We start from the raw sequence: 23,836 nt of genomic DNA on the forward strand, positions 1-23,836 counted from the left end.
CGGTCAGAGCGCCTGCGCGCGCGTGATGCCGGTGATGTCGCTGAAGAACGAGTTCTGCAGGCGGAGGCGGTCGACGGTGTCGAAGTCCTCAACACGCCCGTCGACGACGACCATGACACGGTCACAGACTGAGAGTGTCGACAGACGGTGCGCGATGAGGAACACAATCACGCCTGGCCGAAGCCTGGCGAGCGTCTCTTGTACCAACATCTCGGACTTGACGTCGAGCGCGCTCGTGGGCTCGTCGAGCACCAGCACGTCGGGGTCGGCAGCGAGGGCCCTGGCGAGGCACAGACGTTGACGCTGGCCGCCGGACAGCCCGGACGAGCGCTGGCCGAGCTGCGTGGCATACCCGTCGGGCCATGACAGGATCTCGTCGTGCAGCCCCACGCGGACGGCGGCGTCCTCGACCGCGTCGTCGGCGATGTCGTCTCGGTAGAACCGGATGTTGTCCGCGACGGAGCCCCAGACCACCTGAGAGCTCTGCGGCACGTACGCCACCCGGGAGTGCCAGTCGGAGTTGCGGAACTGCTGCGCCTCCTGGCCGTTGACGAGCAGTGCGCCTCGGTCCGGCGGTCGGAGCCGCAGGAGGATCTGCGTGAGGGTCGACTTGCCCGCACCCGACGGCCCGACGATACCCACGACTTCGTCAGCTCCGACGTCGAAGCTGACGCCGTGCAGGACGTCGTGCCCGTCGTCGTATGCGAAGACCACGTCGCGCATCCCGATACGCGCGATCGGTGGCAGCGGCACGTTGCCTTCAGGCGTGGGGTGCTCCCGGTACCGAGCGATCGCCGCCTCGACGTCGCGTAGGAAGGGCAACTGAAGGTCGAGCCCGCTCAGCGAGGTCTGAAGCTGCTGCCCGTAGCCGAGAGAGCGCACGAGAATGAGAACGACAGCGGCGAGTGACGCGACCGCGCCGACGTCGGACCACCAGATCACGGCGAGGGTGGTGACGAGCAGCAGAATCGCCGCACTTTGAAAGAGCGACGGTGCGGTTGCGACGAGGAAGCGCGTCGAGAACCAAGGGCGCCGAAGTGCCAAGGTCTGCTCGTCGAAGGACCTCGAGAGTTGGTCGGCTCGTCCGAAGACCTCAATCTCCTCGGCGAGGGCGGAGGCTTCTTCGATCGACGCAGCGTACTCGACCGTCGCGCGGCTCACCTGCGCTGCGCTGCGCTGCACCGCCCGTCCGAGCGGGCGGAGAAGCAGAAGGAGCAGGGCCGAAACCACGACGAGCGCGAGCGCGCCGATGAGGCTGATCGCGAGGGCGGACGCGAACATCGCGAAGAACAGCAGCCCCCACGACATGGCGCGCGCCACCTCGATGACGGCGAGTGCTGCCTTCTCCGCGTTGGTGGTGACCAGTGCTTGAAAACTGCCGGCCCGCTCGCGGGACTTGAGGTCCCATGACGCGCGGGAGAACGCGTCAAAGAGTCGCCTCCGAAGGGTGGTCATGGCTTCTGCGCTAATCCGTGAAGGCTCGTACGCGAGGTAGAGCTGGAGGACGGCACGGAGCAGCGTGAGCGCGAGGGCCAGAATGACGACGGCTGAGACTTGCGGTGTCCAGCTCCTCGCTCCGAGGCTCAGGGCGACTGCGTCGTCGCCCTGCGAGAGAGCGACGGCGACGGCAGCGACGAGCGCGAAGAGGAACGCCTCGACGACCCCCGCCACGACGGCGGCCGTGGCGAGCAGGATCAGCCTCCGGCGTGCGGATCCGAATGTCCGGGTGACCTCCCGGAATGCGGCCAGAAACGTGCGCAAGCTGCGTGCAACGGCACCGCGGCGCGGTCGAGCTGCATCGTCCAGTGTCCTCGCCCCCTCCCACGACGACGCTAGTGGCGGCCCCGAGATGCGGCGCGGCGAACAGCGGTGAGCACGCGCGCGACGACGGCCCGCGAGGTCTCACCGGGCGCCGAGAAGCGATTGTCTGGGAGTCATGCGGACGCGGCGCCAGGCTACACATGGGGACCGCTCACCGCAGCCACGGACGAGTGGCTCCGCATGCAGGAGGGCGCCTTCGGAACCACCATGGGGTGATGGCGACCACGGGGGCAGCTCGCATCGCGCGAATCGGCAAGCGGTACGTCAAACCGGTCGTGTCCGACCAGGTCTGGCTGACCGCCAAGACGTCGGTCCGAACGTTTCTCGGGCGTCGTATCGAGGACGGTGCGCCGCCGCGCGGCGACATGCACTACTTGGATTTTCTTCGAGAGCTGCACACGGTCGTGCAACCTGCGACCTACCTCGAGATCGGAGTCCGTTGGGGCAGCAGCCTGGCGCTCTCGCGCACCAGGAGCCTGGGGATCGACCCCGCCTACAACATCACGTCGGAGCTCGACCTGCCCCTTCGTCTCGAGCGCACGACGAGCGACGAGTATTTTGCGCGCGAGGACGCGTGTCGTTGGCTCGGTGGGCCGGTAGAGATGGCGTTCATCGACGGCATGCACCTGTTCGAGTACGCGCTGCGCGACTTCATCAACGTCGAGCGGCATTCGCGACGTTCGAGCGTGATCGTCTTCGACGACATGCTTCCGAGGACCACCGACGAAGCGGCCCGCGAGAAGCACACGGACTCCTGGACCGGCGACGTCTACCACGTGCACGAGGTGCTGCGGCAGGAGCGCCCCGATCTGACGCTCATCGTCGTGGACACGGCGCCCACCGGGCTGCTGCTCGTCACGAACCTGGATGCGGAGTCGACGGTCCTCGAGGATCGTTACGACGAGTTCGTCGCGGCCTACTCGTCGAGCGATCCGCAGCCGGTGCCTCGGCGCGTGCTCGACCGCCAGGGCGCGCGACACCCGGCCGAGGTGCTGGCCTCTCCCGCGTGGGAGGCGCTGCGAGCGTACCGGGAGGCGTCCCCACCGCTCGGAGCGGTCGGGTTCCCGCACTTCGAGTCGCTGACGTAGACGTGTCGCGAGAATCGCCGACGCGCCGGAATGCCGTCGCGACTCCGGGCTTTCTCGGCGTTCGGACCGGTGCACCCTCGAGCGGGCGCGCGCATGATGGGGGGACGGAGGTGAGTCCGATGAAGGCTTCGGTCGGGGATCGCGTCATCACGGTGTCGGGCACGGTCGGGACGGCGGCGCGCGAGGGTCGGGTGGTCGAGCTGCGCCACCTCGACGGGTCGCCGCCGTTCGTCGTCGAGTGGGCTGACTCGGGGGAGCGCAGCGTCGTCTTCCCCGGCCCGGACACGGTGCTCGAGCACGACGACGGCCCGCCGGCGGTCGCCGAGGACGTCGGGACGCCGCCGGGTGCGCAGGAGGACGCGCAGGTGCCCGCGCACACCACGTGGCGGATCCAGGTCGACGTGTTCGAGCACGAGGGTCACACGCACGCGCAGGCGATCCTGGTGGCGCCGGGTGAGGACCTCGGCTCGGGCCTCGACGAGCTCCGGTCGGTCGGCCAGGCGCGGCGCGCACCGGGCGACGCGGACCTGCCGCTCGTGGGTGACGAGCTCGCCGTCGGGCGGGCCCTGCGCCGGCTGGCTTCCCGGCTGCTGGGGGACGCCGAGCAGGACATCGCGCACGCGACCGGCGACCGCTCGCACGTGCACGCATGACGGACGCCGGGCCGGGGGAGCGGGAGCGGCTGCGCGCCGTCGTGCACGGCCGTGTGCAGGGCGTGGGGTTCCGCTGGTCCGTGGGCCGTGAGCTGTCCCGGCTGGGGTTGCGCGGCTCGGCCGAGAACCACGACGACGGGACCGTCGTCGTGACGGCTGCGGGGTCGCGCACGGGGGTCGACGGCTTGGTCGCGTGGCTGTGCGGCGACGGGACGCCCGGCGAGGTGGTGCGCGTGGAGCTCGACCGCGGCCCGGCGGCGGGCGGGTCGTAGCGCGGCTCAGGCGACCGGCGCGCCGATCCGCCGACACGTGGCGCGCTCGACCAGCTCGGTCGGGAGCCGTACGTGCACGTCCCGCTCGACCCCGTCGATGACGTCGACGAGCAGGCGCAGCGCCTCGGCACCCATCTGGTGCAGCGGCTGGCTGATGGTGGTGAGCGGCGGAGTCGACAGCGCGGACTCGGGCACGTTGTCGAAGCCGATGATCGAGACGTCGTCGGGCACGCCGACGCCCAGCTCGCGGGCGACCTCCATGGTTGCGAGCGCCGAGAGGTCGTTGGCGGCGAAGATCGCGGTGGGCCGGTCGGGGCGGCTCAGCAGGTCGCGGGCGGGGCCGGCCGCGGCGTCCCGGATGTAGGAGCCGACGCGGACGAGGCTGGGGTCGACGTCGATCCCCGCGTCGACCATCGCCTGGCGGAAGCCGGCCTCGCGCAGGCGGGCCGACTCGAGGTCGCCGCGGCCCGCGAGGAAGCCGATCCGGGAGTGCCCGAGGTCGAGCAGGTAGCGGGTGGCGGCGACGGCGCCCGCGTAGTTGTCGGAGTCGATCGTGGGCAGCCCGGACGGTCCGGTGTGCGGGTCGACGGCCACGACGGGCACGCCGTGGTTGGTGTCGACGACCGTGGGCGTCACGATGACCGCGCCGTCGATGAGCGTGCCGGACAGGCGCGAGAGGTGCCGGCGCTCCCAGCCGACGTCGGCGCCGCGGCTGCCGCCCGAGTAGGCGAGCAGCTCGTAGCCGGTGCCGGCGATCGCGTCGGACGCCCCCTTGAGGAGCTCGGTCGAGAACGGCTCGAACTCGGCGACGAGGATCCCGAGCACGTGGGTGCGCCGCGACCGCAGGCTCTGCGCGCCGAGGCTGGCCTCGTAGCCGAGGCGCTCGATCACGCCCTGGACCCGGTCGAGCGTCTCCTGAGCGACGCCGTAGCGCCCGTTGACGACCTTGGACACGGTCGCCACGGACACGCCGGCCTCGCGGGCGACGTCGGCCATCTTGACCCGGGGGGCGAGGTTCACAGGGACGATCATAGGCGGCGTCCGTCCGTCACTAAAACGTTATCGATAACGGTTGACACACGCGCCCCGCCCGCGCCAGACTCGCAGCCGTCACCCTCCGACAGCACCCGTCGACGACGACGAAAGGGTTCAACGATGACCAGAAAGTTCCGCGGTGCGGCTCTTGTCGCGCTCGGTGCGAGCGCAGCGCTCGCCCTGACCGCCTGCTCGGGCGACGACGGAAACGGCGGCGGCGGCGACGCGTCCGACTCCGGCCCCGTCACCCTGCACATGTGGACCAACGCCTCGACCGGTCCCGGCACCGAGTACTTCGCGCAGTTCGCGAAGGACGTGCACGCGAAGTACCCGAACATCACCCTCGACATCCAGAACATCCAGAACGAGAACTACGACGGCAAGCTCCAGACCGCCATCAACTCGGGTTCCGCGCCGGAGATCTTCTACCAGCGCGGCGGCGGCAAGATGGGCGACATGGTCGACGCCGGCCAGGTGCTGGACCTGACCGACCTCGTCACCGACGAGACGACGACCGCGATCGGCGACGGCGTCCTCAAGTCCGAGCAGATCGACGGCAAGACGTACGCGATGCCGTACACCGTCACGCCGGGCGGCATGTGGTACAGCAAGGACCTGTTCCAGCAGGCCGGCATCAGCGCCAACCCGACCACGATCGACGAGCTGAACACGGCCGTCTCGCAGCTCAAGGCGAAGAACATCACGCCGATCGCGCTCGGGGCCAAGGACGCCTGGCCCGCCGCGCACTGGTACTACTGGTTCGCGCTGCGCGAGTGCTCCGAGGACACGCTGAACTCGACCGCGAAGAGCCTCAAGTTCGACGACCCGTGCTGGACCAAGGCGGGCGACGACCTCGACGCCTTCGCGAAGACGCAGCCGTTCAACAAGGGCTTCCTGTCCACCTCGGCGCAGCAGGGCGCAGGCAGCTCGGCGGGCCAGCTCGCCAACCACAAGGCGGCTCAGGAGCTCATGGGCGCCTGGGAGCCCGGCCAGGTCGCGTCGCTGACGCCCGACCAGAAGCCGCTCCCCGACCTCGGGTTCTACGGCTTCCCGGCCGTCAACGGCGGCCAGGGCGACCCCAAGGCGATCATGGGCGGCGTCGACGGGTTCTCGTGCTCGGCCAAGGCCCCCAAGCAGGCCTGCGCCGACGTGCTGAACTTCCTCGTCACGAAGGACACGCAGGAGCAGTTCTACAAGGCCTTCCAGGCCGTGCCGGTCAACAAGGAGGCGCAGTCGGTCGTCACCGAGTCGTACCTCAAGGAGGCCATCGCCGCCTACAACGAGGCCCCGTACGTCTCGCTGTGGCTCGACACCCTCTACGGGCAGAACGTCGGCAACGCGCTCAACACGGCCGTCGTCAACCTGCTCGCGGGCAAGGGCTCCGTGGCCGACATCATCACCAAGGTCAACGACGCCGCGGCGAAGGGGTGATCTGAGCACATGAGCGATTCTCCGGTCGAGAACTCGCTGGCTGTGCAGGACCAGGATTCGACCGCGAATCTCTCCACCACCGGGGACGGCGCGAAGTCCGCGCCGTCCCCGGCGGCCCGCCGTCGGCGCGGGATCGGATGGAGGCAGCGGCTCGAGATCACGCTCCTGTCGGGCCCGGCGATCATCGTCTTCATCGGCTTCGTCATCCTGCCGGTCGTGCTGGCCGCGTACTACGGGTTCTACAAGTGGAAGGGCTTCGGGGCCCCCACCGACTTCGTCGGCCTCCACAACTACGTCATCATCCTCAAGGACCCCGAGTTCCACTCGGCGCTCCTGCACAACGGCTTCATCCTCGTGCTGTCCCTGATCATCCAGGGGCCCGTCGGGATCCTGCTGGCGCTCCTGCTCAACCGCAAGATGCGGGGACGCTCCCTCATCCGCGTCCTGATCTTCGTGCCGTGGGTCGTCTCGGAGGTCATCGCGGGCACCGGCTGGAGCCTCATGCTCCAGACCGACGGCGCGGTCAACGACCTCCTGTCGAAGATCGGCCTCGGCCACTTCCAGGCCGAGTGGCTGTCCGACCCGCACATCGCGCTGTGGTCGCTCATGGCGATCCTCACGTGGAAGTACATCGGGTTCGCCGTGATCCTGTTCATGGCCGGCCTGCAGAACATCCCCGAGGAGCTCTACGAGGCCGCCTCGCTCGACGGCGCCAGCTACTGGCAGACGCAGCGCACCATCACGCTGCCGCTGCTCGGCCCGACGATCCGGATCTGGGCGTTCCTGTCGATCATCGGGTCGCTGCAGCTCTTCGACCTCGTCTACATCGTGTGGGGCCAGTACGTCGCCGGCACCGCGGGCGTCTCGACGATGGCGACCTACATGGTCCAGTACGGCCGCAACGCCGGGAACTTCGGCTACGGCTCGGCCGTCGCCGTCGTCCTGTTCCTCATCTCCCTGATCGTCGCGCTCGTCTACCAGCGCTTCGTGCTGCGCCGCGACACCGAGGGCGCCCTCACCGGAAGGAGCAAGTGATGGCCGCCACCACCGTCGCCCCGACCGGGGCCGCGACCCCCGAGATCCCCGTCCGCAAGAACAAGAAGGTCGCCTGGGGCAGCCCGACGACGTACTTCATCGCGCTGCTCCTCGTCGCGGTGACGCTCGCCCCCGTCGCCTACATCGTGCTGGGCGGCTTCCGGACGAACGCCCAGATCACGACGAACCCGTCGGGCCTGCCGTCGCCGTGGGTCGCGAAGAACTACACGAGCGTGCTGCAGAACTCGGTGTTCTGGCAGCAGCTCGGCAACTCGACCCTGGTGGCCCTCGTGACCACCGCGGGCGTCGTCGTCCTCGGGGTCATGGCCAGCTACGTGCTCGCCCGGTACCGCTTCCGCGGGCGCGGCGCCATGTACTCGCTGTTCGCGGCCGGGCTCATGTTCCCGATCACGGTCGCGATCACGCCGCTGTACATCCTCATCAAGAACATCGGCCTCATCAACAACCTGGGCGGCGTGATCCTCCCGCAGATCGCGTTCGCGCTGCCGACCACGATCATCATCCTGGTGCCGTTCCTGCGCGCCATCCCCGAGGAGATCGAGGAGGCGGCGTGGCTGGACGGCTGCGGCCGGCTCGGCTTCTTCTTCCGGATGGTCCTGCGGCTCTCCCTGCCGGGCGTCCTGACGACCGGCATCCTCGCGTTCGTCGCGAGCTGGAACAGCTACATCCTGCCGCTGTTCGTCCTCAACGACCTCGGGAAGTACACGCTGCCGCTCGGCGTGCAGGCGTTCTCGTCGCAGTACTCCCAGGACACGGCCCAGGTGCTCGCGTTCACGTCCCTGTCGATGATCCCGGCGCTCGTCTTCTTCTCGCTCTTCGAGCGCCGCATCGTCGGCGGTCTGCAGGGGGCGGTGAAGGGATGAGCCACCTCACCAGCCAGCAGGAGGAGCGCGCCCGTGAGCTCCTCGCGCGCATGACCCTCGAGGAGAAGCTCGCACAGGTCGTCGGCTTCTGGGAGAAGGAGGACGGCGAGGCGGTCGCACCGCTCCAGGGCGAGTTCGGCGCCACGTCCGGCCTCGACGACTTCGCGCGCGACGGCCTCGGCCACCTCACGCGCGCCTACGGGACCCGTCCCGTCGACGCCGGGGAGCGCGCGGCCTGGCTGCGCGGCTTCCAGCGGCGGCTCGTCGAGCAGACCCGTCTGGGCATCCCCGCGATCGTGCACGAGGAGTGCCTCACCGGGCTCTCCGCGTGGGGCGCGACGACCTTCCCCACGCCGGTCGCGTGGGGCGCGTCGTTCGACCCCGAGCTCGTCGAGGAGATGGGCGCCGCGATCGGCGCGTCCATGCGTGCGCTCGGCATCCACCAGGGCCTCGCGCCCGTGCTCGACGTCGTCCGCGACCCCCGCTGGGGCCGCGTCGAGGAGTGCATCTCCGAGGACCCGTACGTCGTCGGCACGGTCGGCACGTCCTACGTGCGCGGGCTCCAGTCCGCGGGCGTCCACGCGACGCTCAAGCACTTCGTCGGCTACTCGGCGTCGCAGGCGGGCCGCAACTTCGCACCGGTCCACGTCGGCCCCCGCGAGCTCGCTGACGTGCTGCTGCCACCCTTCGAGATGGCGGTGCTCGACGGCGAGGTCCGGTCGGTCATGAGCGCCTACACCGAGATCGACGGCGTCCCCGTCGCCTCGAACCCCGAGCTGCTCACCGGCGTCCTCCGCGACACCTGGGGCTTCGACGGGACCGTCGTCGCCGACTACTTCGGCGTCGCGTTCCTGCATCACCTCCACCACGTCGCCGACTCGCTCGGCGAGGCGGCGGGCCAGGCGCTCGCGGCGGGCGTGGACGTCGAGCTCCCCACGGGTGACGCGTACCTCGCGCCGCTCGCCGAGCGCGTGCGGTCCGGTGCGGTCGACGAGGCGCTCGTCGACCGGGCGGTGCTGCGCGTGCTGCGCGAGAAGGCAGAGCTCGGGCTCCTCGACCCGGGGTTCGCCGCCGGGCTCCAGGAGGCGGACGGCGCGCCCGCGCCGATCGACCTCGACCCGCCCGAGCACCGCGCTCTCGCGCTGCGCCTGGCCGAGGAGTCCGTCGTGCTCGTGACCAACGACGGGACGCTGCCGCTGGCCGGTCCGGGCCGCACCGCGCCCGGCCGGGTCGCGGTGATCGGACCGAACGCGGACCGCTCGGATGCCCTGTTCGGCTGCTACTCGTTCGTCAACCACGTGCTCGCGCAGCATCCCGGGGTCGAGCCGCGGATCGACGCGCCCACGGTCCTCGAGGCCCTGCGCGCCGAGCTCGACGGCACCGAGCTCGTGGTCGCGACGGGCAGCCACGTCGACGACGACGACCGGTCCGGATTCGCGGAGGCGGTGGACGCGGCCCGCGGCGCCGACGTCGCGGTCGTCGTCGTGGGGGACCAGGCCGGCCTGTTCGGCCGCGGGACCTCCGGCGAGGGCTGCGACACCGACGACCTCGAGCTGCCGGGCGTCCAGCGCGAGCTGGTCGAGGAGGTCCTCGCGACCGGCACCCCCGTGGTCCTCGTCCTGCTCACCGGCCGCCCGTACGCGGTGGGCTGGGCGATCGAGCGCTGCGCCGCGGTCGTGCAGACGTTCTTCCCGGGCGAGGAAGGCGGTACCGCGCTCGCGCGGGTGCTCGCCGGCCGGGTCAACCCGTCGGGGCGGCTGCCTGTCAGCCTCCCGCGGTCGGCCGGGGCGCAGCCGTACTCGTACCTGCACCCCGCGCTGGGCGAGGGAGACGAGGTCAGCAACCTGCCCACGACCGCGCCCGCCCCCTTCGGGCACGGCCTGTCGTACACGACGTTCGAGCACACCGACCTCGAGGTCGGGGGCGAGACGCCGACCGACGGCGTCCTCGGCGTGCGCGTCCGCGTCACCAACACGGGCGACCGGGCGGGCGACGACGTCGTGCAGCTCTACGGCCGCGACCTCGTCGCCTCGGTGACGAGGCCCGTGGCCCAGCTGCTCGGCTACCGGCGCCTCCACCTCGAGGCGGGGGAGTCGGCCGTCGTCGAGCTCCGCGTCCCGACGACGCGGCTCGCGTTCGCGGGCCGCGACCTGGCCCGCGTCGTCGAGCCGGGCGAGATCGACCTCTGGGTCGGGACGAGCGCCGTCCGGGACGTGCAGGTGCGCACGCGCCTCGTCGGCGACGTGCACCACGTCGACGTGTCCTCGCCGCGCTGGACCACGGCGGAGGTCCGGTGAGCGTCGTCGCGGCGACCGCCGCGACGGACCCGCGGTACGCCCACCGGGTCGGGCAGGCGCGCGTGCGCGTCCTCGACCCGGCCGGGCGGCCTCGGGCCGGCGAGCTCGTGACCGTCGCGCAGAAGGCGCACGCGTTCGGCTTCGGCTGCACGGGCGCCGACCTCCTGCACCTCGCGGGCGTGGGCGACGAGCGCGGCCCCGGCGAGGAGCCGGCGGCCGCGGCCGTCGTCGCCCAGTGGCTGGGGCTGTTCGACACCGCGACGCTGCCGTTCTACTGGGCACGGTTCGAGCCCGTCGAGGGCCGGCCCGACACCGACCGGATGCTGCGCGCCGCACGGTGGTTCGTCGAACGGGGCGTCACCGTCAAGGGGCACCCGCTCGTCTGGCACACGCTCGCGCCGTCGTGGCTGCTCGGCCGGTCCGACGGCGAGGTCGAGGACGCGATCCGGGCCAGGATCACGCGGGACGTCACCGCGTTCGCCGGGCTCGTCGACCTGTGGGACGCGATCAACGAGGTCGTGATCCTGCCGGTCTTCGACAAGGAGGACAACGCCGTCACACGGCTCGCGCAGTCGCGCGGACGGGTCGAGACGGTCCGCCTCGCGTTCGACACCGCGCGCGCCGCCAACCCGGCCGCCCGGCTCGTGCTCAACGACTTCGACCTGTCGGAGGACTACGAGCACCTCGTCGAGGACTGCCTCGAGGCGGGGATCCGGATCGACGCCCTGGGCCTCCAGACGCACATGCACCAGGGCTTCCGGGGCGCGGACGCGATCCAGCAGATCCTCGACCGGTTCGGCCGGTTCGGGCTCCCGCTCCAGCTCACCGAGACGTCGCTCGTGTCCGGCGAGCTCATGCCGCCCGAGATCGTCGACCTCAACGACTTCCAGGTCGACGACTGGCCGTCCACGCCCCAGGGCGAGGAACGGCAGCGGGACGAGGTCGTCGCGCACTACGAGACCGTCGTCGCGCACCCCGCGGTCGAGTCCCTCACGTACTGGGGGATGACCGACGCCACCGCGTGGCTCGGGGCGCCGTCCGGCCTCGTCCGGCGGGACGGCACCCCGAAGCCCGCCTACGACGCGCTGCGCGGGCTCGTCCGCGGGCAGTGGTGGCTGCCGCCGACGACCGTCCGCACGGACGACGACGGCACCCTCGAGGTCCGCGGCTTCGCGGGCCGGTACGCGGTGTCCGCCGGTGTCGCCCCCGAGGCGGCCGGCCCCCTGGCCCCGGCCGGAGCCACGCTCGAGGTGGCGCCCGGGGAGAGCCGGGCGGACGTCGTCCTCGGCTGACACGTGCCGCGCGCGGTATCACCGCGCGCGGCACCGCCCTCCATCCCCGCAAGACGCCGACCACCGGGCTCGACCCGGCGGCCGGCCCGGGCGGTCGGGTCGAGGAGGACACGATGAAACGGCTCGTGGTGTGCTGCGACGGCACGTGGGGCTCGCCGGTGAACGCGAGCGTCACCAACATCGAGAAGATCGCGCGCGCGATCCGGACCGACAAGCCCGTCGAGGGCGTGCAGCAGATGGTCTTCTACGTCGGCGGGGTCGGGGCGCGCGGCTACCTCGCGGACAAGATCCTCGGCGGCGCGTGGGGCTACGGGATCACGACGAACGTCGTCGAGGGCTACCGCGTCATCGCGATGAACTACGACCCCGGCGACGAGATCTTCGTGTTCGGGTTCTCGCGCGGCGCGTACACGGCGCGGTCGGTCGCGGGGATGATCTCCTCGGTCGGGCTGCTGCGGCCCGAGTCGCTGCTCCGCGACGGGCTCGCCAAGGCCGAGCGTGCGTACCGCGACTACGGTCCGGACGGCAAGGAACGGCGGGCCGCGTTCCGGACCGCGAACTGCTACGACAGCACCCCGATCACGTTCCTCGGCGTCTTCGACACCGTCGGCGCGCTCGGCGTCCCGCTCCCGTTCCTGCGCAAGGCCAAGTTCCACGACGTGACGCTGTCGGCGTCGGTGCGGTGCGCGCGACAGGCGCTGTCCATCGACGACCGGCGCATCAAGTTCGAGCCCAGCCTGTGGGAGGTGCCCGCCGACGAGCCGCCCGGGCGCGTCAAGCAGGTGTGGTTCCCCGGCTCGCACAGCGAGGTGGGCGGCGGGACCGCGAACCGTGGGCTGTCCGACGTCGCGCTGCGCTGGATGGTCGGCGAGGCCGCGGAGGTGGGGCTGGTCGTCGACCCGGACCGGATCGAGGCGCAGGTCGAGCCCGAGGCGCGGTTCGTCAGCCACCCCGGCCCCGGGCCGCTGTTCGGGACGCTCAACCTGTTCAGCGCCCTGCACCGTCACCCGCGCTTCCGGCGCGGGCGAGGGCACTGGCGGCGCGCGCTCGACGGGATCGAGGCGCCCCACGCGCCCGCCCTCGTCTACCGGACGACGATCGCCGAGCACGCCGACCGGATGAGCCGCGTCGAGGGCTCCGCGTACCAGCGCGACGCCGTGAACATCGGTTGGTGGCGGGCGCGCGTCGGCGGCGCGCTGCCGGTCGAGCCGATCGCTTGCGAGGCGCACGACGACCGCCAGGTCGAGCTCGTCTGACCGCCCCACCCCGCGAAGTACTCCGGATGCCGGGGACTTCGCGGGGTATGCGGGATGCCGGGGTACTTCGCGAGGTATGCGGGATGCCGGGGTGCGTCGCGAGGTATGCGGGATGCCGGGGTACCTCGCGAGGTATGCGGGATGCCGGGGTACGTCGCGCTCGGACGACGACGGCGCCGCACCCGGGCGGGGAGCGGCGCCGTCGTCGTCGGCGTGGCCGGGGCGTGCGCCCCGGGCACGCGGTCAGCCGGTGTTCTGGACGCCCGCGGCGACGCCGTTGAGCGTGAGCAGCAGGAGGCGCTGCTGGGTCGCGACCTCGTCGGCGGGCAGGTCGCCGGCCCGCAGGGCGCGCAGCGCGCGGAGCTGGAGCAGCGAGAGCGCGTCCACGTAGGGGCTGCGGAGCTGCACCGCACGGCCGAGGACACGGAGGTTCGCGAGCACGCGCTCCTTGTCCGTGACCTTGAGGACCCACTCCTGGGTGAGCTCGAGCTCCGAGAGGACCAGGTCGGCCAGGTCGTCGCGGTCCCCGAGCGCCAGGTAGCGCCGCGCGATCCGCATGTCCGTCTTGGCGAGCGACATCTCGATGTTGTCGATCATCGTGGCGAAGAGCGGCCACTCGGCGTACGCCGTGCGCAGCAGCTCGAGGTCGCCGACCTCCGCGAGCGCGCTGCCCAGCCCGAACCACGCGGTGAGGTTGATGCGGGCCTGCGTCCACGCGAAGTTCCACGGGATGGCGCGCAGGTCGTCGAGGGAGTTGACGGACAGGCCGCGCTTGGCGGGACGGGAGCCGAGCGGGAGCAGCCCGACCTCCTCCTGCGGCGTCACGTGCGCGAACCACTGCGGGAAGCCGTCCGACTTCACGAGCTCGAAGAACCGAGCCCGGGACACGGTGTCGAGCTTGCCGCCGAGGTCGGCGAACCGCTCGGCCGCACCGGCGTTGCGCTGTTCGATCGAGGGCGCGTCGTGCAGCAGCGTCGCCGCGGCGACCTGCTCGATGTGCCGGACGGCGATGATCGGGTTGCCGTAGCGCGCGGCGATGACCTCGCCCTGCTCCGTGAGCTTGAACCGGCTCTCGACCGAGCCCGGGGGCTGCGCGAGGACGGCGCGGTTCGCGGGGCCGCCGCCACGCCCGACGGCGCCGCCGCGGCCGTGGAACAGCGTGAGCTCGATCCGGTTCTCCTCGGCCCACGCGACGATCCGGCTCTGCGCGGTGTACAGCTCGAGGGTCGCGGAGACCGGGCCGACGTCCTTGGAGGAGTCGGAGTACGCGAGCATGACCTCCATGCGGCGGTCGGTCTGCGCGAGGCGCTTCTCGACGCGAGGGTCATGGACGATCTCGCCGAGGATGCGCGGGCTCGCCTCGAGGTCCGCGAACGTCTCGAACAGCGGGATCACGTCGATCACGGGCGGCGTGCCGCCCGGTCCGACCGCGTGCTCGGCGAGCGTGTAGACGTTCGCCAGGTCCGCGGAGCTCTGCGTGAACGACACGATGTAGCGGCGCGCCGCGATGATCCCGTAGCGGGCCTGCACGTCGACGATCGCGCGGAAGACGGACAGCACCTCGCGGCTGCGGTCGCTCAGGCGGGACTCGTCGACTCCGCCCTCGGGTGTCCGGCCGCCGTCGGCGAGGACCTTCTCGATCTCCTCGAGCGTCTCGCGGTGCACCTGGGAGTGCTGGCGCACCTCGAGCTCGGCGAGGTGGAACCCGAAGGTGCGGACCTGCCAGACGAAGTCCTGCAGGTCGCCGTACGCGACGCGCGGGGCGCCGGCGGCGACGAGCGAGTCCTGCACCGTGACGAGCTCGTCGAGCAGCTCGTCCGCGCCCGTGTAGGCGACGGGCTCCTCGCCGGCGAGGGTCGCGGCGAGCCGCCGCGCGACCACGAGGATCGCCTGCCGGTGCGGCTCGTCGGGCGACCGGGCCTCGACCTCGTCGGCGAGCTCCGGGTCGAGCTCGCGGAACCGGGCGAGCTGTGCGACGAGCGCGTCGGACGGGGGCGTGGTCGCGGCGTCGACGGTGGTCGCGCGGCCGATGCGGACGGCCACGTTCTGGTAGGCGTGCAGCACGTGCTCGTTGGCGATCGCCGCCGCCTGGCGCGTGATGTCGGCCGTGACGTTCGGGTTGCCGTCGCGGTCCGCGCCGATCCACGAACCGAGCTTGACGAACGGCTCGACGGCCGGCGCCTCGGCGCCCGCGCGGTCGCCGTTCACCCAGCCGTCGAGACGGCGGTACACCTGCGGGAACGCGGTGAAGAGGGTCTCGTCGAACACGCCCATCGCGGTCCGGACCTCGTCGAGCGGCGACGGCTTGCTGGTGCGCAGCGGGGCCGTGCGCCACAGCTCGTCGACCTCGGAGAGCAGGCGCCGCGTGTTGTCGGCCAGCGCGACGCCGCCGAGCTGCTCGAGCTCGCGGCGCTCCATGAGGACCGTGATGCGGCGGATGCACGCGGCGACCGCGCGTCGTCGGGCCTCGGTGGGGTGGGCCGTGAGGACCGGCCGGAACTCGAGCGCCTTGAGGCGCCGCGCGGACTCGGCCGGACCGACCTCGCCCACGAGCTGCGCGTACGCGGCGGGCAGCGAGTCCTCGGCGCGCGCCTCGGTGGGGGACAGGCCCGCCTCGCGCTGGCGCAGCACCCGGACGCGGTGGTTCTCCTCCGCCAGGTTCACCAGGTGGAAGTAGGCGGTGAACGCCTTGGCGACGTCCTCGGCGCGCTGGGCCGAGAACCCGGCGATGAGCTCCTCGGCCTGCTCGATCGACGCCGACGTCCCGTTCTCGGAAGCCGCCTGGATGGTCAGCGCGCGGAGGCGCTCGACGTCGTCCAGGAGGTCCTGGCCGCCCCACTCGCGGAGCACGGTGCCGAGCATCTCGCCCAGCAGCCGGACGTCCGCGCGCAGCGGCTCGGGCATCTCGTCCCGGGCATGTCCGCGTTCTACGTCGTTCGACATCACGGGTCCGAGGGTACCCACCTGTCCGTACCACCCGTGCCCACGGCCGGATCGTGGGACCGTGCCGCCGTCGACGACGCGGGTGCCGCCGTCGGCGAACACGGCTGCGCGGGTGGGCCTCGGGGGCGGAAGATGGGCGCATGGGTCACCGCGACGCTCTCGTCCCCGTCCAGCCGCACATCCGCGGCAACCCCGACGCCCCCGTGACGATCGTCGAGTTCGGGGACTTCCAGTGCCCGTTCTGCCGCGACGCCGCGCCCGTCATCGACGAGCTGGTCGAGGCGTCGAACGGGCACGTCCGCCTGGTCTGGCGCCACTTCCCGCTGTTCGAGGTGCACCCGTACGCGCTGACCGCGTCGCTCGCGGCCGAGGCCGCAGGCAGCCAGGGCCGGTTCTGGGAGATGCACGACGCGCTGTTCGCGCACCAGGACGACCTGTCAGACGCCGGCCTCGTGGCGCTCGCGCGCGAGGTCGGGGTGGGCGACGACTGCGTGGTCGGGGAAGCGGCGCAGGAGTTCGGGGACGTCGTCGAGGCGGACTACGCCGACGGCCTCGCCCACCAGGTGGCCGGGACGCCGACGCTCTTCGTCAACGGCGTGCGGTTCCAGGGCCGGGTCACGAGGGACCGCCTGCGTGCCGCCGTGGAGGCTCTCAAGCTCACCAAGGCCGTCTCGCAGTGACCTCTCCGCGACCTGTCGGGACGAGGTGAGGTTCGGGCCTCGCGAGCTTCCGACAGGTCGCGCCGACGGGCGACCGGTCAGGACGGGGTGAGCCTCGAGGCTCACCCCCGTTCTGACAGCACAATGGTCCGTGCCGGCCGGCGAACCACCGCACCGACCCGAGGAGCCGCATGTCCGAGCCGCTCGCGCTCTCGTTGACCCCACCCCGCCCGGGGCCGCCCCTGCGCGTGCAGATCCGGCCCGTCGCGCCGAGCCTGCGGCGCTTCCTCGCGACCGAGGCGGGCGGTGCCGCGCTCCTCCTCGCGGCGACGGTCGCGGCGCTCGTGTGGGCCAACGCCTGGCCGTCGGCCTACCGGAGCTTCTGGTCGACGGAGTCCGGCGCGCACGTCGGCGACATGCACCTCGACCTCACGCTCGGCGAGTGGGTCAACGACGGACTCATGGTCGTGTTCTTCCTGGTCATCGCGCTCGAGATCGCGCGCGAGGTCTCCACGGGCGAGCTCCGCGACCGCCGGACCGTCGCGGTGCCCGCGCTCGGGGCTCTTGCCGGGCTCGCCGTCCCGGCGCTCGTGTTCGTCGCGTTCACGCACGGCACGGGCGACGTTCACGGCTGGGGGGCGGTCATGTCGACGGACACCGCGTTCCTCATCGGCATCCTCGCGCTCTTCGGGCCCCGCTGCCCCGACCAGCTCCGCCTGTTCCTGCTCACGCTGGCCGTCGTCGACGACATCGGCGCGATCACCGTGATGGCCCTCGTCTACACGCCGTCGGTGCACGTGCTCCCGCTGGTCGTGGCGGCGGCGATCGGCGTCGTCGTGCTGGTCATGCGCTGGCTGGGCGTGTGGCAGCTGCTCCCGTACGTCGCGGCCGGGATCGCGCTGTGGTTCGCGATGCACGCGTCGGGGGTGGAGCCGACGCTCGGTGGCGTCGTCCTCGGCCTCCTCGTCCCGACGGCAGCCCCGCGCCGGCGCCAGGTGCAGGACGTCGCGCGCTTCGTCCGGCTGTTCGAGCTCGAGACGACGGCGGAGCGCGAGCACCAGGCCGAGCTCGCCGGGCGCGCAGCCGTCCCCGTGAACGAACGGCTCCAGCGCGCGCTGCACCCCTGGTCGGGGTTCGTGATCGTGCCGATCTTCGCGCTCGCCAACGCGGGCGTGCGGCTCGACGGCCAGGCGCTCCAGGACGCGCTCCACTCGCGCGTCGCGATCGGGATCGCGATCGCGCTGGTCGCCGGGAACCTCGTCGGCGTGTTCGGGGCGTCGTTCGTGGCGCTCCGCACGGGCGTGGGGGTGCTCCCCGGCCGCGTCCGGTACGGGCACCTGCTGGGTGGGGCGATCCTGTGCGGCATCGGCTTCACGATCTCGCTGTTCGTCACCGACATCGCGTTCACCGACGAGGCCACGAAGGCGGAGGCGAAGGTCGGGATCCTGGCCGGGTCGCTCGTCGCCGCGCTGCTCGGCACCGCGGTGCTGCGGTTCTTCGGCGAGCGGTCGTCGCTGTGCTCGCCGGGCGTCGAGGCGCTGCCCGCCGCGCTGCCGCCGCGGCCGTGGGTGTCGCCCGCGTCCTGAGCTGTCCCGACGGCGTCCCGTGCCTCAGTGGGTGGTGACGGGCGCGAGGTAGAGGCTGGGTGCGCACCCGACCTCGCCCGGATCGAGCTGCACCCGGTCGAAGCCGGTGAAGCTCCGGGCCCGTTCGTCGTCGTGCCGGACGGCGACCACGCAGTCGCGCGTGGACAGGAGCCCGACCGCGGCGACGAGCTCGTGGCCGTCGCGTTCGACGCGGACCGAGAGCGGGGCGGCGAAGCGCGCCGCGAGCGCCCGCTGCGCGGCTGGGGCCGTCGCGTCGTCGGGGAGCGCGTCGAGTGCCGCGCGGACCTCCTTCTCGGCGTTCGCGGGGAACGTCGGCAGCGGGGTGGGGGACGGCGTCGCGGTGGGGGTGCCGCCGGGGCAGGGGATCGGCTCCCGGTCCGCGACGTCCTGGCCCGTACGCACGACCAGTCGCCAGCACGCCCGCGCCGAGCCCGCGGTGCGCTCCTTGCCGAAGATCGCCTGCGCGGACTCGCCCGGGACGTCGACCGCGACGACCAGTTCGACCCGCGCCCCGCCCTCGCCGTCGGTCCGCCCGGACCAGGCCAGGGGCGCGACGTCGTAGGTCGCGTCGGGGACGTCGGTGGGCACGCGCGGGTCAGTGACGGCTTCCTGCGCGAGCCGGTCGGCGTCCGCCGTGCGCCCGTCGGTGGCGATGTCGTCGGCGATCCCGACGACGACGCGGTCCGCGAGGTCGCGTGCGACCCGGTCGCCGTCGGCGGGGCGGAGCGAGACCGCGACGAGCACGGGGACCGCGACGACGGCGAGGACCACGACGGCGACCACGACGACGAGCGCCGTGCCGAGCCGTCGACGCCGCCTGTCCGTGGGCTGTGCGGGATCGGTGCCGGTCACGGGGGGATCATGGCACGACGCCCCGTCGAGACGCGGGAACGCCGGTGCGCGGTTGTCGCGGGGGAATGCGGGAAACCCTGCGGATGGTTGTAGGGACAACTCACGATTCTGGAGGACCCCGTGCCCGCTCCCACCTCGAGCGATCTTCTCCCCGCCGCCACGTCGATGGCCGCGGTCACGCTGCTCGTGCGCGACCTCGACCTCATGACGCGCTACTACCGCGACGCGCTGTCCCTCGACGTGCTCGACGACGCCGTCGTGCCCGACGTGCTCGCGTCGCCCGAGGCCCTCGGCGCGGGTGGGGCGGGGAGCGCCCGGCGTGAGACCGTCGTGCTGGGGCGGGGGAGCGTGCCCGTCGTCGTGCTGCGCCGCGAACCCGCGCTGCCGCTTGCCCGCCGCGGCGAGGCCGGGCTCTTCCACACGGCGGTCCTGTTCGACGACGCCCCCGCGCTCGCGCAGGCCCTCGCGTCCGTCGCGCGGACCGCCCCCGGCACGTTCGTCGGGTCGGCCGACCACCTGGTGTCCGAGGCGTTCTACTTCACCGACCCCGAGGGCAACGGCGTCGAGCTCTACCACGACCGTCCGCGCGACCTGTGGGCCTGGGACGAGCAGCCCGACGGCCGCCGCGAGGTCCGCATGGACACCCTGCACCTCGACCCGAACGACTTCATGGGCACGCACCTGCCGTCCGCCGGGGACGCCGGGGCGGCGGCGGTCGGAGGCGCCGCCGGTGCTGTCGTGGGGCACGTGCACCTCAAGGTCGGCGACGTCGACGCAGCCCGGGGGTTCTACGTCGGCACGCTCGGCTTCGAGGAGACCGCCCGGGTCCCCGGTGCGCTGTTCGTGTCCGCGGGCGGGTACCACCACCACCTCGCCGCCAACACGTGGCAGTCGCGAGGCGCGGGGCCGCGCGCGTCCACGCTGGGGCTGGGCACGGTGGCCGTCCGCCTCCCGTCCGACGACGCCGTCACCGCGCTCGCCGACCGCCTGCGGCACGCGGGGGTCGCCACGCGCCACGACGGCGCGGCGCTACGGTTCGAGGACCCGTGGTCGAACGTGATCGAGGTCGTGGGCGCCTGAGCGCCGGTCTCGCTAGCGCGGGCCCTTGACCACGAGCACCGGGACCGGCGCGTCGAGGAGGACGCGCTGGGTCGTGGTGCCGAGCAGGAACGTGCCGACGTCGGGGCGCTTGCGGGCACCCAGCACGACGACCTCCGGGGAGACCTGGTCGACGGCGTCCAGGATCGCCTCAGCGGGCAGGACGTCGGGGTCGCGCCGCAGCACCGCGGCGTCGGCGAGGCCGGCGGGAAGCTGCTCGCGCGCGTGGGCGAGCTCGTCGTCGGGGTCGACGCCGTCCGACCGGTCGGCGCCCGGGACGCTCAGCGTGAGGAGCGTGAGGGTGGTGCCGCGCCGCTCCGCCTCGCCGACCGCGACACGCAGGGCCGCGTCGCCTTGGGGGGTCAGGTTGTACGCGAGGAGCACCGTCACGCGCCCATTGTCACCCAGGTGCGGCGGGTCCGGCAGCACGGGCCTTCGCACGGCGCGGCCCTGTCGCCGGCTCAGACGCCGGCGAGGGCGAGGCCCGGCGGGAGCAGCGGCGGGACGACGGCTCGTGCCAGGCGGGCGAGCTCGCCCGGTCGGTCCGGTCCCATCCGCTCCGCGGGGACGGTCACGCTGAGGGCGCCGACCGGGGCGCCGGCACGCACGAGCGCGACGCCGACGCACGCGATGCCGGGCTCGTTCTCCTCCCGCTCGACGGCGTACCCGACCTCGCGCGCGCGGACGATCGCGGCGTCGTCGGCGGGAGAGGCGTCGGGGACGGGCTCGGGGCCGAGGGCGAGGAGCGCGCGGCCGAGCGCGGTCCGGACCGCCGGGCGACGGCGCCCCACGGCCGACCACACGCGCACCGGCCGCTCCGGCTCGACCTTGTCGAGGTACAGGACGTCGGCGCCGACGAGGACGCCGAGGTGGACGAGCTCCTCGCTCGCCTCGCACAGCGCGACGAGCGCCGGGTGGACGAGGGCGGGCAGGTGCTCGGCGGGAGCCCAGGTCGCCCCGAGCGCCAGGGCGGCGGAGCCGAGGCGGTAGCCGCCGTCATTGGCACGGTCCACGTAGCCGCGATGGGCGAGCGCCGCCAGGGTGCGGTGCACCGACGACTTGTGGAGGCCGAGCGACTCGGCGAGCGCGCCGAGTGGGAGGCCCGCCGGCCCGGCGTCGGACAGGACCTCGAGCGCGCGCAGGGCCTTGTCGACCGCGGGGAGCGGGCTCGCGTCCGGGGCGTCCGGGGCGTCCGGGGCCGGCGGGGCGGGGGGGCTGGCGGGCACGAGGCCTCCGGGGTGTAAGGTGCGATTCGCAACGCGAAACAGGCGTTCACTATGACGAAACGCTATCACGAAGGTGATAGCCAGAGGGACGGAGCCGTCCATGACCAGCACTCCCGGCGCACCGCCCGCGCCCGACCACCTGTCAGCCGCCCGCGACTTCGTCCTCGACGCCATCGGCATCACGCGCATCGTGCCCGTGGTCGTCGTCGACGGCCCGGACGACGGCGTCGGCGTGACGCGCGCGCTCGTCGCCGGCGGGCTGCCCGTCGCCGAGATCACCTTCCGCACCGCCGGGGCACGCGACGCCGTCGCCGCCGTCGCCGACCAGCTCCCCGACGTCCTCGTCGGCGCGGGCACCGTCGTCAACGTCCGCCAGGTCGACGACGCCGTCGCCGCCGGCGCGCGGTTCCTCGTCTCGCCCGGGTTGTCGCGGGCCGTCGTCGAGCGGGCCCACGAGCACGGCGTGCCGATCGTCCCCGGCGTCGCGACCCCCACCGAGATCATCGCCGCGCTCGACCTCGGCCTCGACGTCGTCAAGCTCTTCCCCGCGGGCGTCATCGGCGGCGTCGCCGCCGTCAAGGCCCTCGCCGCGCCGTTCCCCGACCTCCGGTTCGTCCCCACCGGCGGGATCTCCGCCGCCAGCGCCCCCGAGTACCTCGCGCAGCGGTCCGTCCTGGCCGTCGGTGGGTCCTGGATGGTCGACAAAGCCCTGGTCGCCGCCGGCGACTGGGCCGAGATCACCCGCCGCACCGCGGAGGCCGTCGCCCTCGCCCAGCCCACCGGAGGAACCCGATGACCGCCCTCGACGTCCGCCCGGCCGCGGACTGCCGCTACGACGTCGTCGCCCTCGGCGAGGTCATGCTCCGCCTCGACCCCGGCGAGCGCCGCGTCCGGACCGCCCGGCACTTCGACGTCTGGGAAGGCGGCGGCGAGTACAACGTCGCGCGCGGCCTGCGCCGCTGCTTCGGGCTCCGCGGCGCCGTCGTCACCGCCCTCGCCGACAACGAGGTCGGGCGCCTCGTCGAGGACCTCATGCTCACCGGCGGCCTCGACACCTCCTGGGTGCGGTGGCTGCCTTACGACGGCATCGGGCGCACCGTCCGCAACGGCCTCAACTTCACCGAGCGCGGCTACGGGGTGCGCGGCGCCGTCGGCGTCTCCGACCGCGGGCACACCGCGACCGCCGCGATGCAGCCCGGCGACGTCGACTGGGACGCCCTCTTCTCCCAGGGGGTGCGCTGGTTCCACACCGGCGGCATCTTCGCCGCCCTCTCCGAGTCCACGGCCGACGTCGCCGAGGCCGCCATGGCCGCCGCCCGCCGGCACGGCACGATCGTGTCCTACGACCTCAACTACCGGCCGTCCCTGTGGGCCGGGATCGGTGGCCCGCAGCGTGCGCAAGAGGTCAACACCCGGCTCGCCCGCCACGTCGACGTCATGATCGGCAACGAGGAAGACTTCACCGCGTCCCTCGGCCTCGAGGTCGAAGGAGTCGACGAGAACCTCACCGACCTCGACACCGGCGCCTTCCGCGCCATGATCGGGCGCGCCGCCGAGGCGTTCCCGAACTTCCAGGTCATCGCGACCACGCTGCGCTCCGTGCGCAGCGCCACCCGCAACGACTGGGGCGCCATCGCCTGGTCCCGGCGCGAAGGGTTCGCCGAAGCCACCCACCGGCCCGACCTCGAGATCCTCGACCGCGTCGGCGGCGGCGACTCCTTCGCGTCCGGGCTCGCCTACGCGCTCATGGAGCTCGGGTCGGTCGCCGACGCCGTCGAGTACGGCGCCGCGCACGGAGCCCTCGCCATGACGACGCCGGGGGACACCTCCATGGCGACGCTCGCCGAGGTGAAGCGGCTCGTCGGGGGTGGGGGCGCGCGGGTCGTGCGCTGATCTTTTCGGTGGTCGGCCGGCTCGTCGTGGTTCGGTCCGGGCCGGGAGGGCGGGGTGTGCGCGCGGTCTTCCATCCGCCTCGCTCGTTCCTCGCTCGGCTCCCGCCAGACCCGCCACGACCGCGCGCACACCCCGCCCTCCCGCCCCTCCTGCGCCGTGTCGGCCCGGCCGTCGGGTGAGTTCGCGCACCGCCCGCGTCAGTACCGCCGGCGAGACGCTTCACCTCGCTCGCTGGGTGCGAGGCTGCCGCGCGTCGTCGTGCCGAACTGACGCGGATCGTCGTCCTCGCGCCGTCGAGGTGACGATCTCGGTCGGTTCGGCGCGTCGAGGGCGTGCGCGCGTCGCGCGTCGAGAGTGTGCCCCGTCGAGCAAGCGGGTTTCCCGCCGAGCAAGGGGGTCCGAGGCTCTTGCTCGGTGAGAAACCCGCTTGGTCGGCGGGGGGGGAGTATGCGCATGGGTGGCGCGGGCGGGCCTCGGGCCGGGGCCCGACGACG

General features: G+C 72.8%; 20 protein-coding genes. 14 read left to right on the forward strand and 6 right to left on the reverse strand.

Annotated elements, in window-relative coordinates:
* Positions 1–3: 3 nt before the first annotated feature.
* Positions 4–1,761: an ABC transporter ATP-binding protein gene (locus ACFT5B_RS09045; RefSeq protein ID WP_386797664.1), complete on the reverse strand. Its 1,758-nt coding sequence runs from the start codon at positions 1,759–1,761 to the stop codon at positions 4–6.
* Between the two features lie 200 nt (positions 1,762–1,961).
* Here ACFT5B_RS09045 and ACFT5B_RS09050 point away from each other — a divergent pair, with 200 nt between their 5' ends.
* The 3 genes from ACFT5B_RS09050 to ACFT5B_RS09060 all read left to right on the forward strand — a co-directional run bounded on the left by ACFT5B_RS09050 (position 1,962) and on the right by ACFT5B_RS09060 (position 3,834).
* Entirely contained in the window at positions 1,962–2,909 is a 948-nt protein-coding gene (locus ACFT5B_RS09050; protein ID WP_386797665.1) for a class I SAM-dependent methyltransferase, read from the forward strand.
* A gap of 119 nt (positions 2,910–3,028) precedes the next feature.
* A complete protein-coding gene (locus ACFT5B_RS09055) occupies positions 3,029–3,562 on the forward strand; it encodes a dsRBD fold-containing protein (protein WP_386797666.1) in 534 nt (177 codons plus the stop codon).
* The gene (locus ACFT5B_RS09060; protein ID WP_386797667.1) at positions 3,559–3,834 is read left to right on the forward strand and encodes an acylphosphatase; all 276 of its coding nucleotides are present in this window, start codon (positions 3,559–3,561) and stop codon (positions 3,832–3,834) included. Before ACFT5B_RS09055 ends, ACFT5B_RS09060 begins: the two co-directional genes overlap by 4 nt.
* A gap of 6 nt (positions 3,835–3,840) precedes the next feature.
* Here the strand turns inward: ACFT5B_RS09060 and ACFT5B_RS09065 are convergent, their stop codons facing one another.
* Positions 3,841–4,830, reverse strand: coding sequence for a LacI family DNA-binding transcriptional regulator (locus ACFT5B_RS09065; protein ID WP_386797711.1), 990 nt, complete (start codon positions 4,828–4,830; stop codon positions 3,841–3,843).
* 159 nt (positions 4,831–4,989) lie between these two features.
* On the opposite strand from ACFT5B_RS09065, the gene ACFT5B_RS09070 reads away from it, so the two are divergent.
* The 6 genes from ACFT5B_RS09070 (at position 4,990) to ACFT5B_RS09095 (ending at position 13,064) form a co-directional block, all read left to right on the forward strand.
* Positions 4,990–6,300: an ABC transporter substrate-binding protein gene (locus ACFT5B_RS09070; protein WP_386797668.1), complete on the forward strand. Its 1,311-nt coding sequence runs from the start codon at positions 4,990–4,992 to the stop codon at positions 6,298–6,300.
* 9 nt (positions 6,301–6,309) lie between these two features.
* Positions 6,310–7,335: a carbohydrate ABC transporter permease gene (locus tag ACFT5B_RS09075; RefSeq protein WP_386797669.1), complete on the forward strand. Its 1,026-nt coding sequence runs from the start codon at positions 6,310–6,312 to the stop codon at positions 7,333–7,335.
* Complete coding sequence (locus ACFT5B_RS09080; protein WP_386797670.1) at positions 7,335–8,219, forward strand: carbohydrate ABC transporter permease; 885 nt, start codon at positions 7,335–7,337, stop codon at positions 8,217–8,219. Before ACFT5B_RS09075 ends, ACFT5B_RS09080 begins: the two co-directional genes overlap by 1 nt.
* Positions 8,216–10,516, forward strand: a complete 2,301-nt coding sequence (locus tag ACFT5B_RS09085) for a glycoside hydrolase family 3 N-terminal domain-containing protein (protein WP_386797671.1) — start codon at positions 8,216–8,218, stop codon at positions 10,514–10,516. Before ACFT5B_RS09080 ends, ACFT5B_RS09085 begins: the two co-directional genes overlap by 4 nt.
* A complete protein-coding gene (locus ACFT5B_RS09090) occupies positions 10,513–11,808 on the forward strand; it encodes an endo-1,4-beta-xylanase (protein ID WP_386797672.1) in 1,296 nt (431 codons plus the stop codon). The genes ACFT5B_RS09085 and ACFT5B_RS09090 overlap by 4 nt, the downstream gene beginning before the upstream one ends.
* A gap of 113 nt (positions 11,809–11,921) precedes the next feature.
* Positions 11,922–13,064, forward strand: a complete 1,143-nt coding sequence (locus ACFT5B_RS09095) for a DUF2235 domain-containing protein (protein WP_386797673.1) — start codon at positions 11,922–11,924, stop codon at positions 13,062–13,064.
* Between the two features lie 243 nt (positions 13,065–13,307).
* On the opposite strand, the gene ACFT5B_RS09100 is transcribed toward ACFT5B_RS09095, so the two are convergent.
* Positions 13,308–16,007: a phosphoenolpyruvate carboxylase gene (locus ACFT5B_RS09100; RefSeq protein WP_386797674.1), complete on the reverse strand. Its 2,700-nt coding sequence runs from the start codon at positions 16,005–16,007 to the stop codon at positions 13,308–13,310.
* Between the two features lie 140 nt (positions 16,008–16,147).
* On the opposite strand from ACFT5B_RS09100, the gene ACFT5B_RS09105 reads away from it, so the two are divergent.
* Positions 16,148–16,687, forward strand: coding sequence for a DsbA family protein (locus ACFT5B_RS09105; protein WP_386797675.1), 540 nt, complete (start codon positions 16,148–16,150; stop codon positions 16,685–16,687).
* 170 nt (positions 16,688–16,857) lie between these two features.
* Positions 16,858–18,252, forward strand: coding sequence for a Na+/H+ antiporter NhaA (gene nhaA, locus ACFT5B_RS09110; RefSeq protein WP_386797676.1), 1,395 nt, complete (start codon positions 16,858–16,860; stop codon positions 18,250–18,252).
* Between the two features lie 24 nt (positions 18,253–18,276).
* On the opposite strand, the gene ACFT5B_RS09115 is transcribed toward nhaA, so the two are convergent.
* The gene (locus tag ACFT5B_RS09115; protein ID WP_386797677.1) at positions 18,277–19,125 is read right to left on the reverse strand and encodes a hypothetical protein; all 849 of its coding nucleotides are present in this window, start codon (positions 19,123–19,125) and stop codon (positions 18,277–18,279) included.
* A 165-nt stretch (positions 19,126–19,290) separates the two neighbouring features.
* On the opposite strand from ACFT5B_RS09115, the gene ACFT5B_RS09120 reads away from it, so the two are divergent.
* A complete protein-coding gene (locus ACFT5B_RS09120; RefSeq protein ID WP_386797712.1) occupies positions 19,291–20,205 on the forward strand; it encodes a VOC family protein in 915 nt (304 codons plus the stop codon).
* 12 nt (positions 20,206–20,217) lie between these two features.
* Here the strand turns inward: ACFT5B_RS09120 and ACFT5B_RS09125 are convergent, their stop codons facing one another.
* Together ACFT5B_RS09125 and ACFT5B_RS09130 are read right to left on the reverse strand one after the other, a co-directional pair.
* A complete protein-coding gene (locus ACFT5B_RS09125) occupies positions 20,218–20,613 on the reverse strand; it encodes a universal stress protein (RefSeq protein ID WP_386797678.1) in 396 nt (131 codons plus the stop codon).
* A gap of 71 nt (positions 20,614–20,684) precedes the next feature.
* Positions 20,685–21,449: an IclR family transcriptional regulator gene (locus ACFT5B_RS09130; RefSeq protein ID WP_386797679.1), complete on the reverse strand. Its 765-nt coding sequence runs from the start codon at positions 21,447–21,449 to the stop codon at positions 20,685–20,687.
* A gap of 100 nt (positions 21,450–21,549) precedes the next feature.
* Between ACFT5B_RS09130 and eda the strand changes: the two genes are divergently transcribed.
* Positions 21,550–22,245 (forward strand): bifunctional 4-hydroxy-2-oxoglutarate aldolase/2-dehydro-3-deoxy-phosphogluconate aldolase, encoded by a 696-nt coding sequence (eda, locus tag ACFT5B_RS09135; protein ID WP_386797680.1) that lies wholly within the window; start codon positions 21,550–21,552, stop codon positions 22,243–22,245.
* Complete coding sequence (locus tag ACFT5B_RS09140) at positions 22,242–23,342, forward strand: PfkB family carbohydrate kinase (RefSeq protein ID WP_386797681.1); 1,101 nt, start codon at positions 22,242–22,244, stop codon at positions 23,340–23,342. Before eda ends, ACFT5B_RS09140 begins: the two co-directional genes overlap by 4 nt.
* Positions 23,343–23,836 lie beyond the last annotated feature (494 nt).

It is taken from the genome of Luteimicrobium sp. NPDC057192 (assembly GCF_042670205.1).
Classification (GTDB): domain Bacteria; phylum Actinomycetota; class Actinomycetes; order Actinomycetales; family Cellulomonadaceae; genus Luteimicrobium.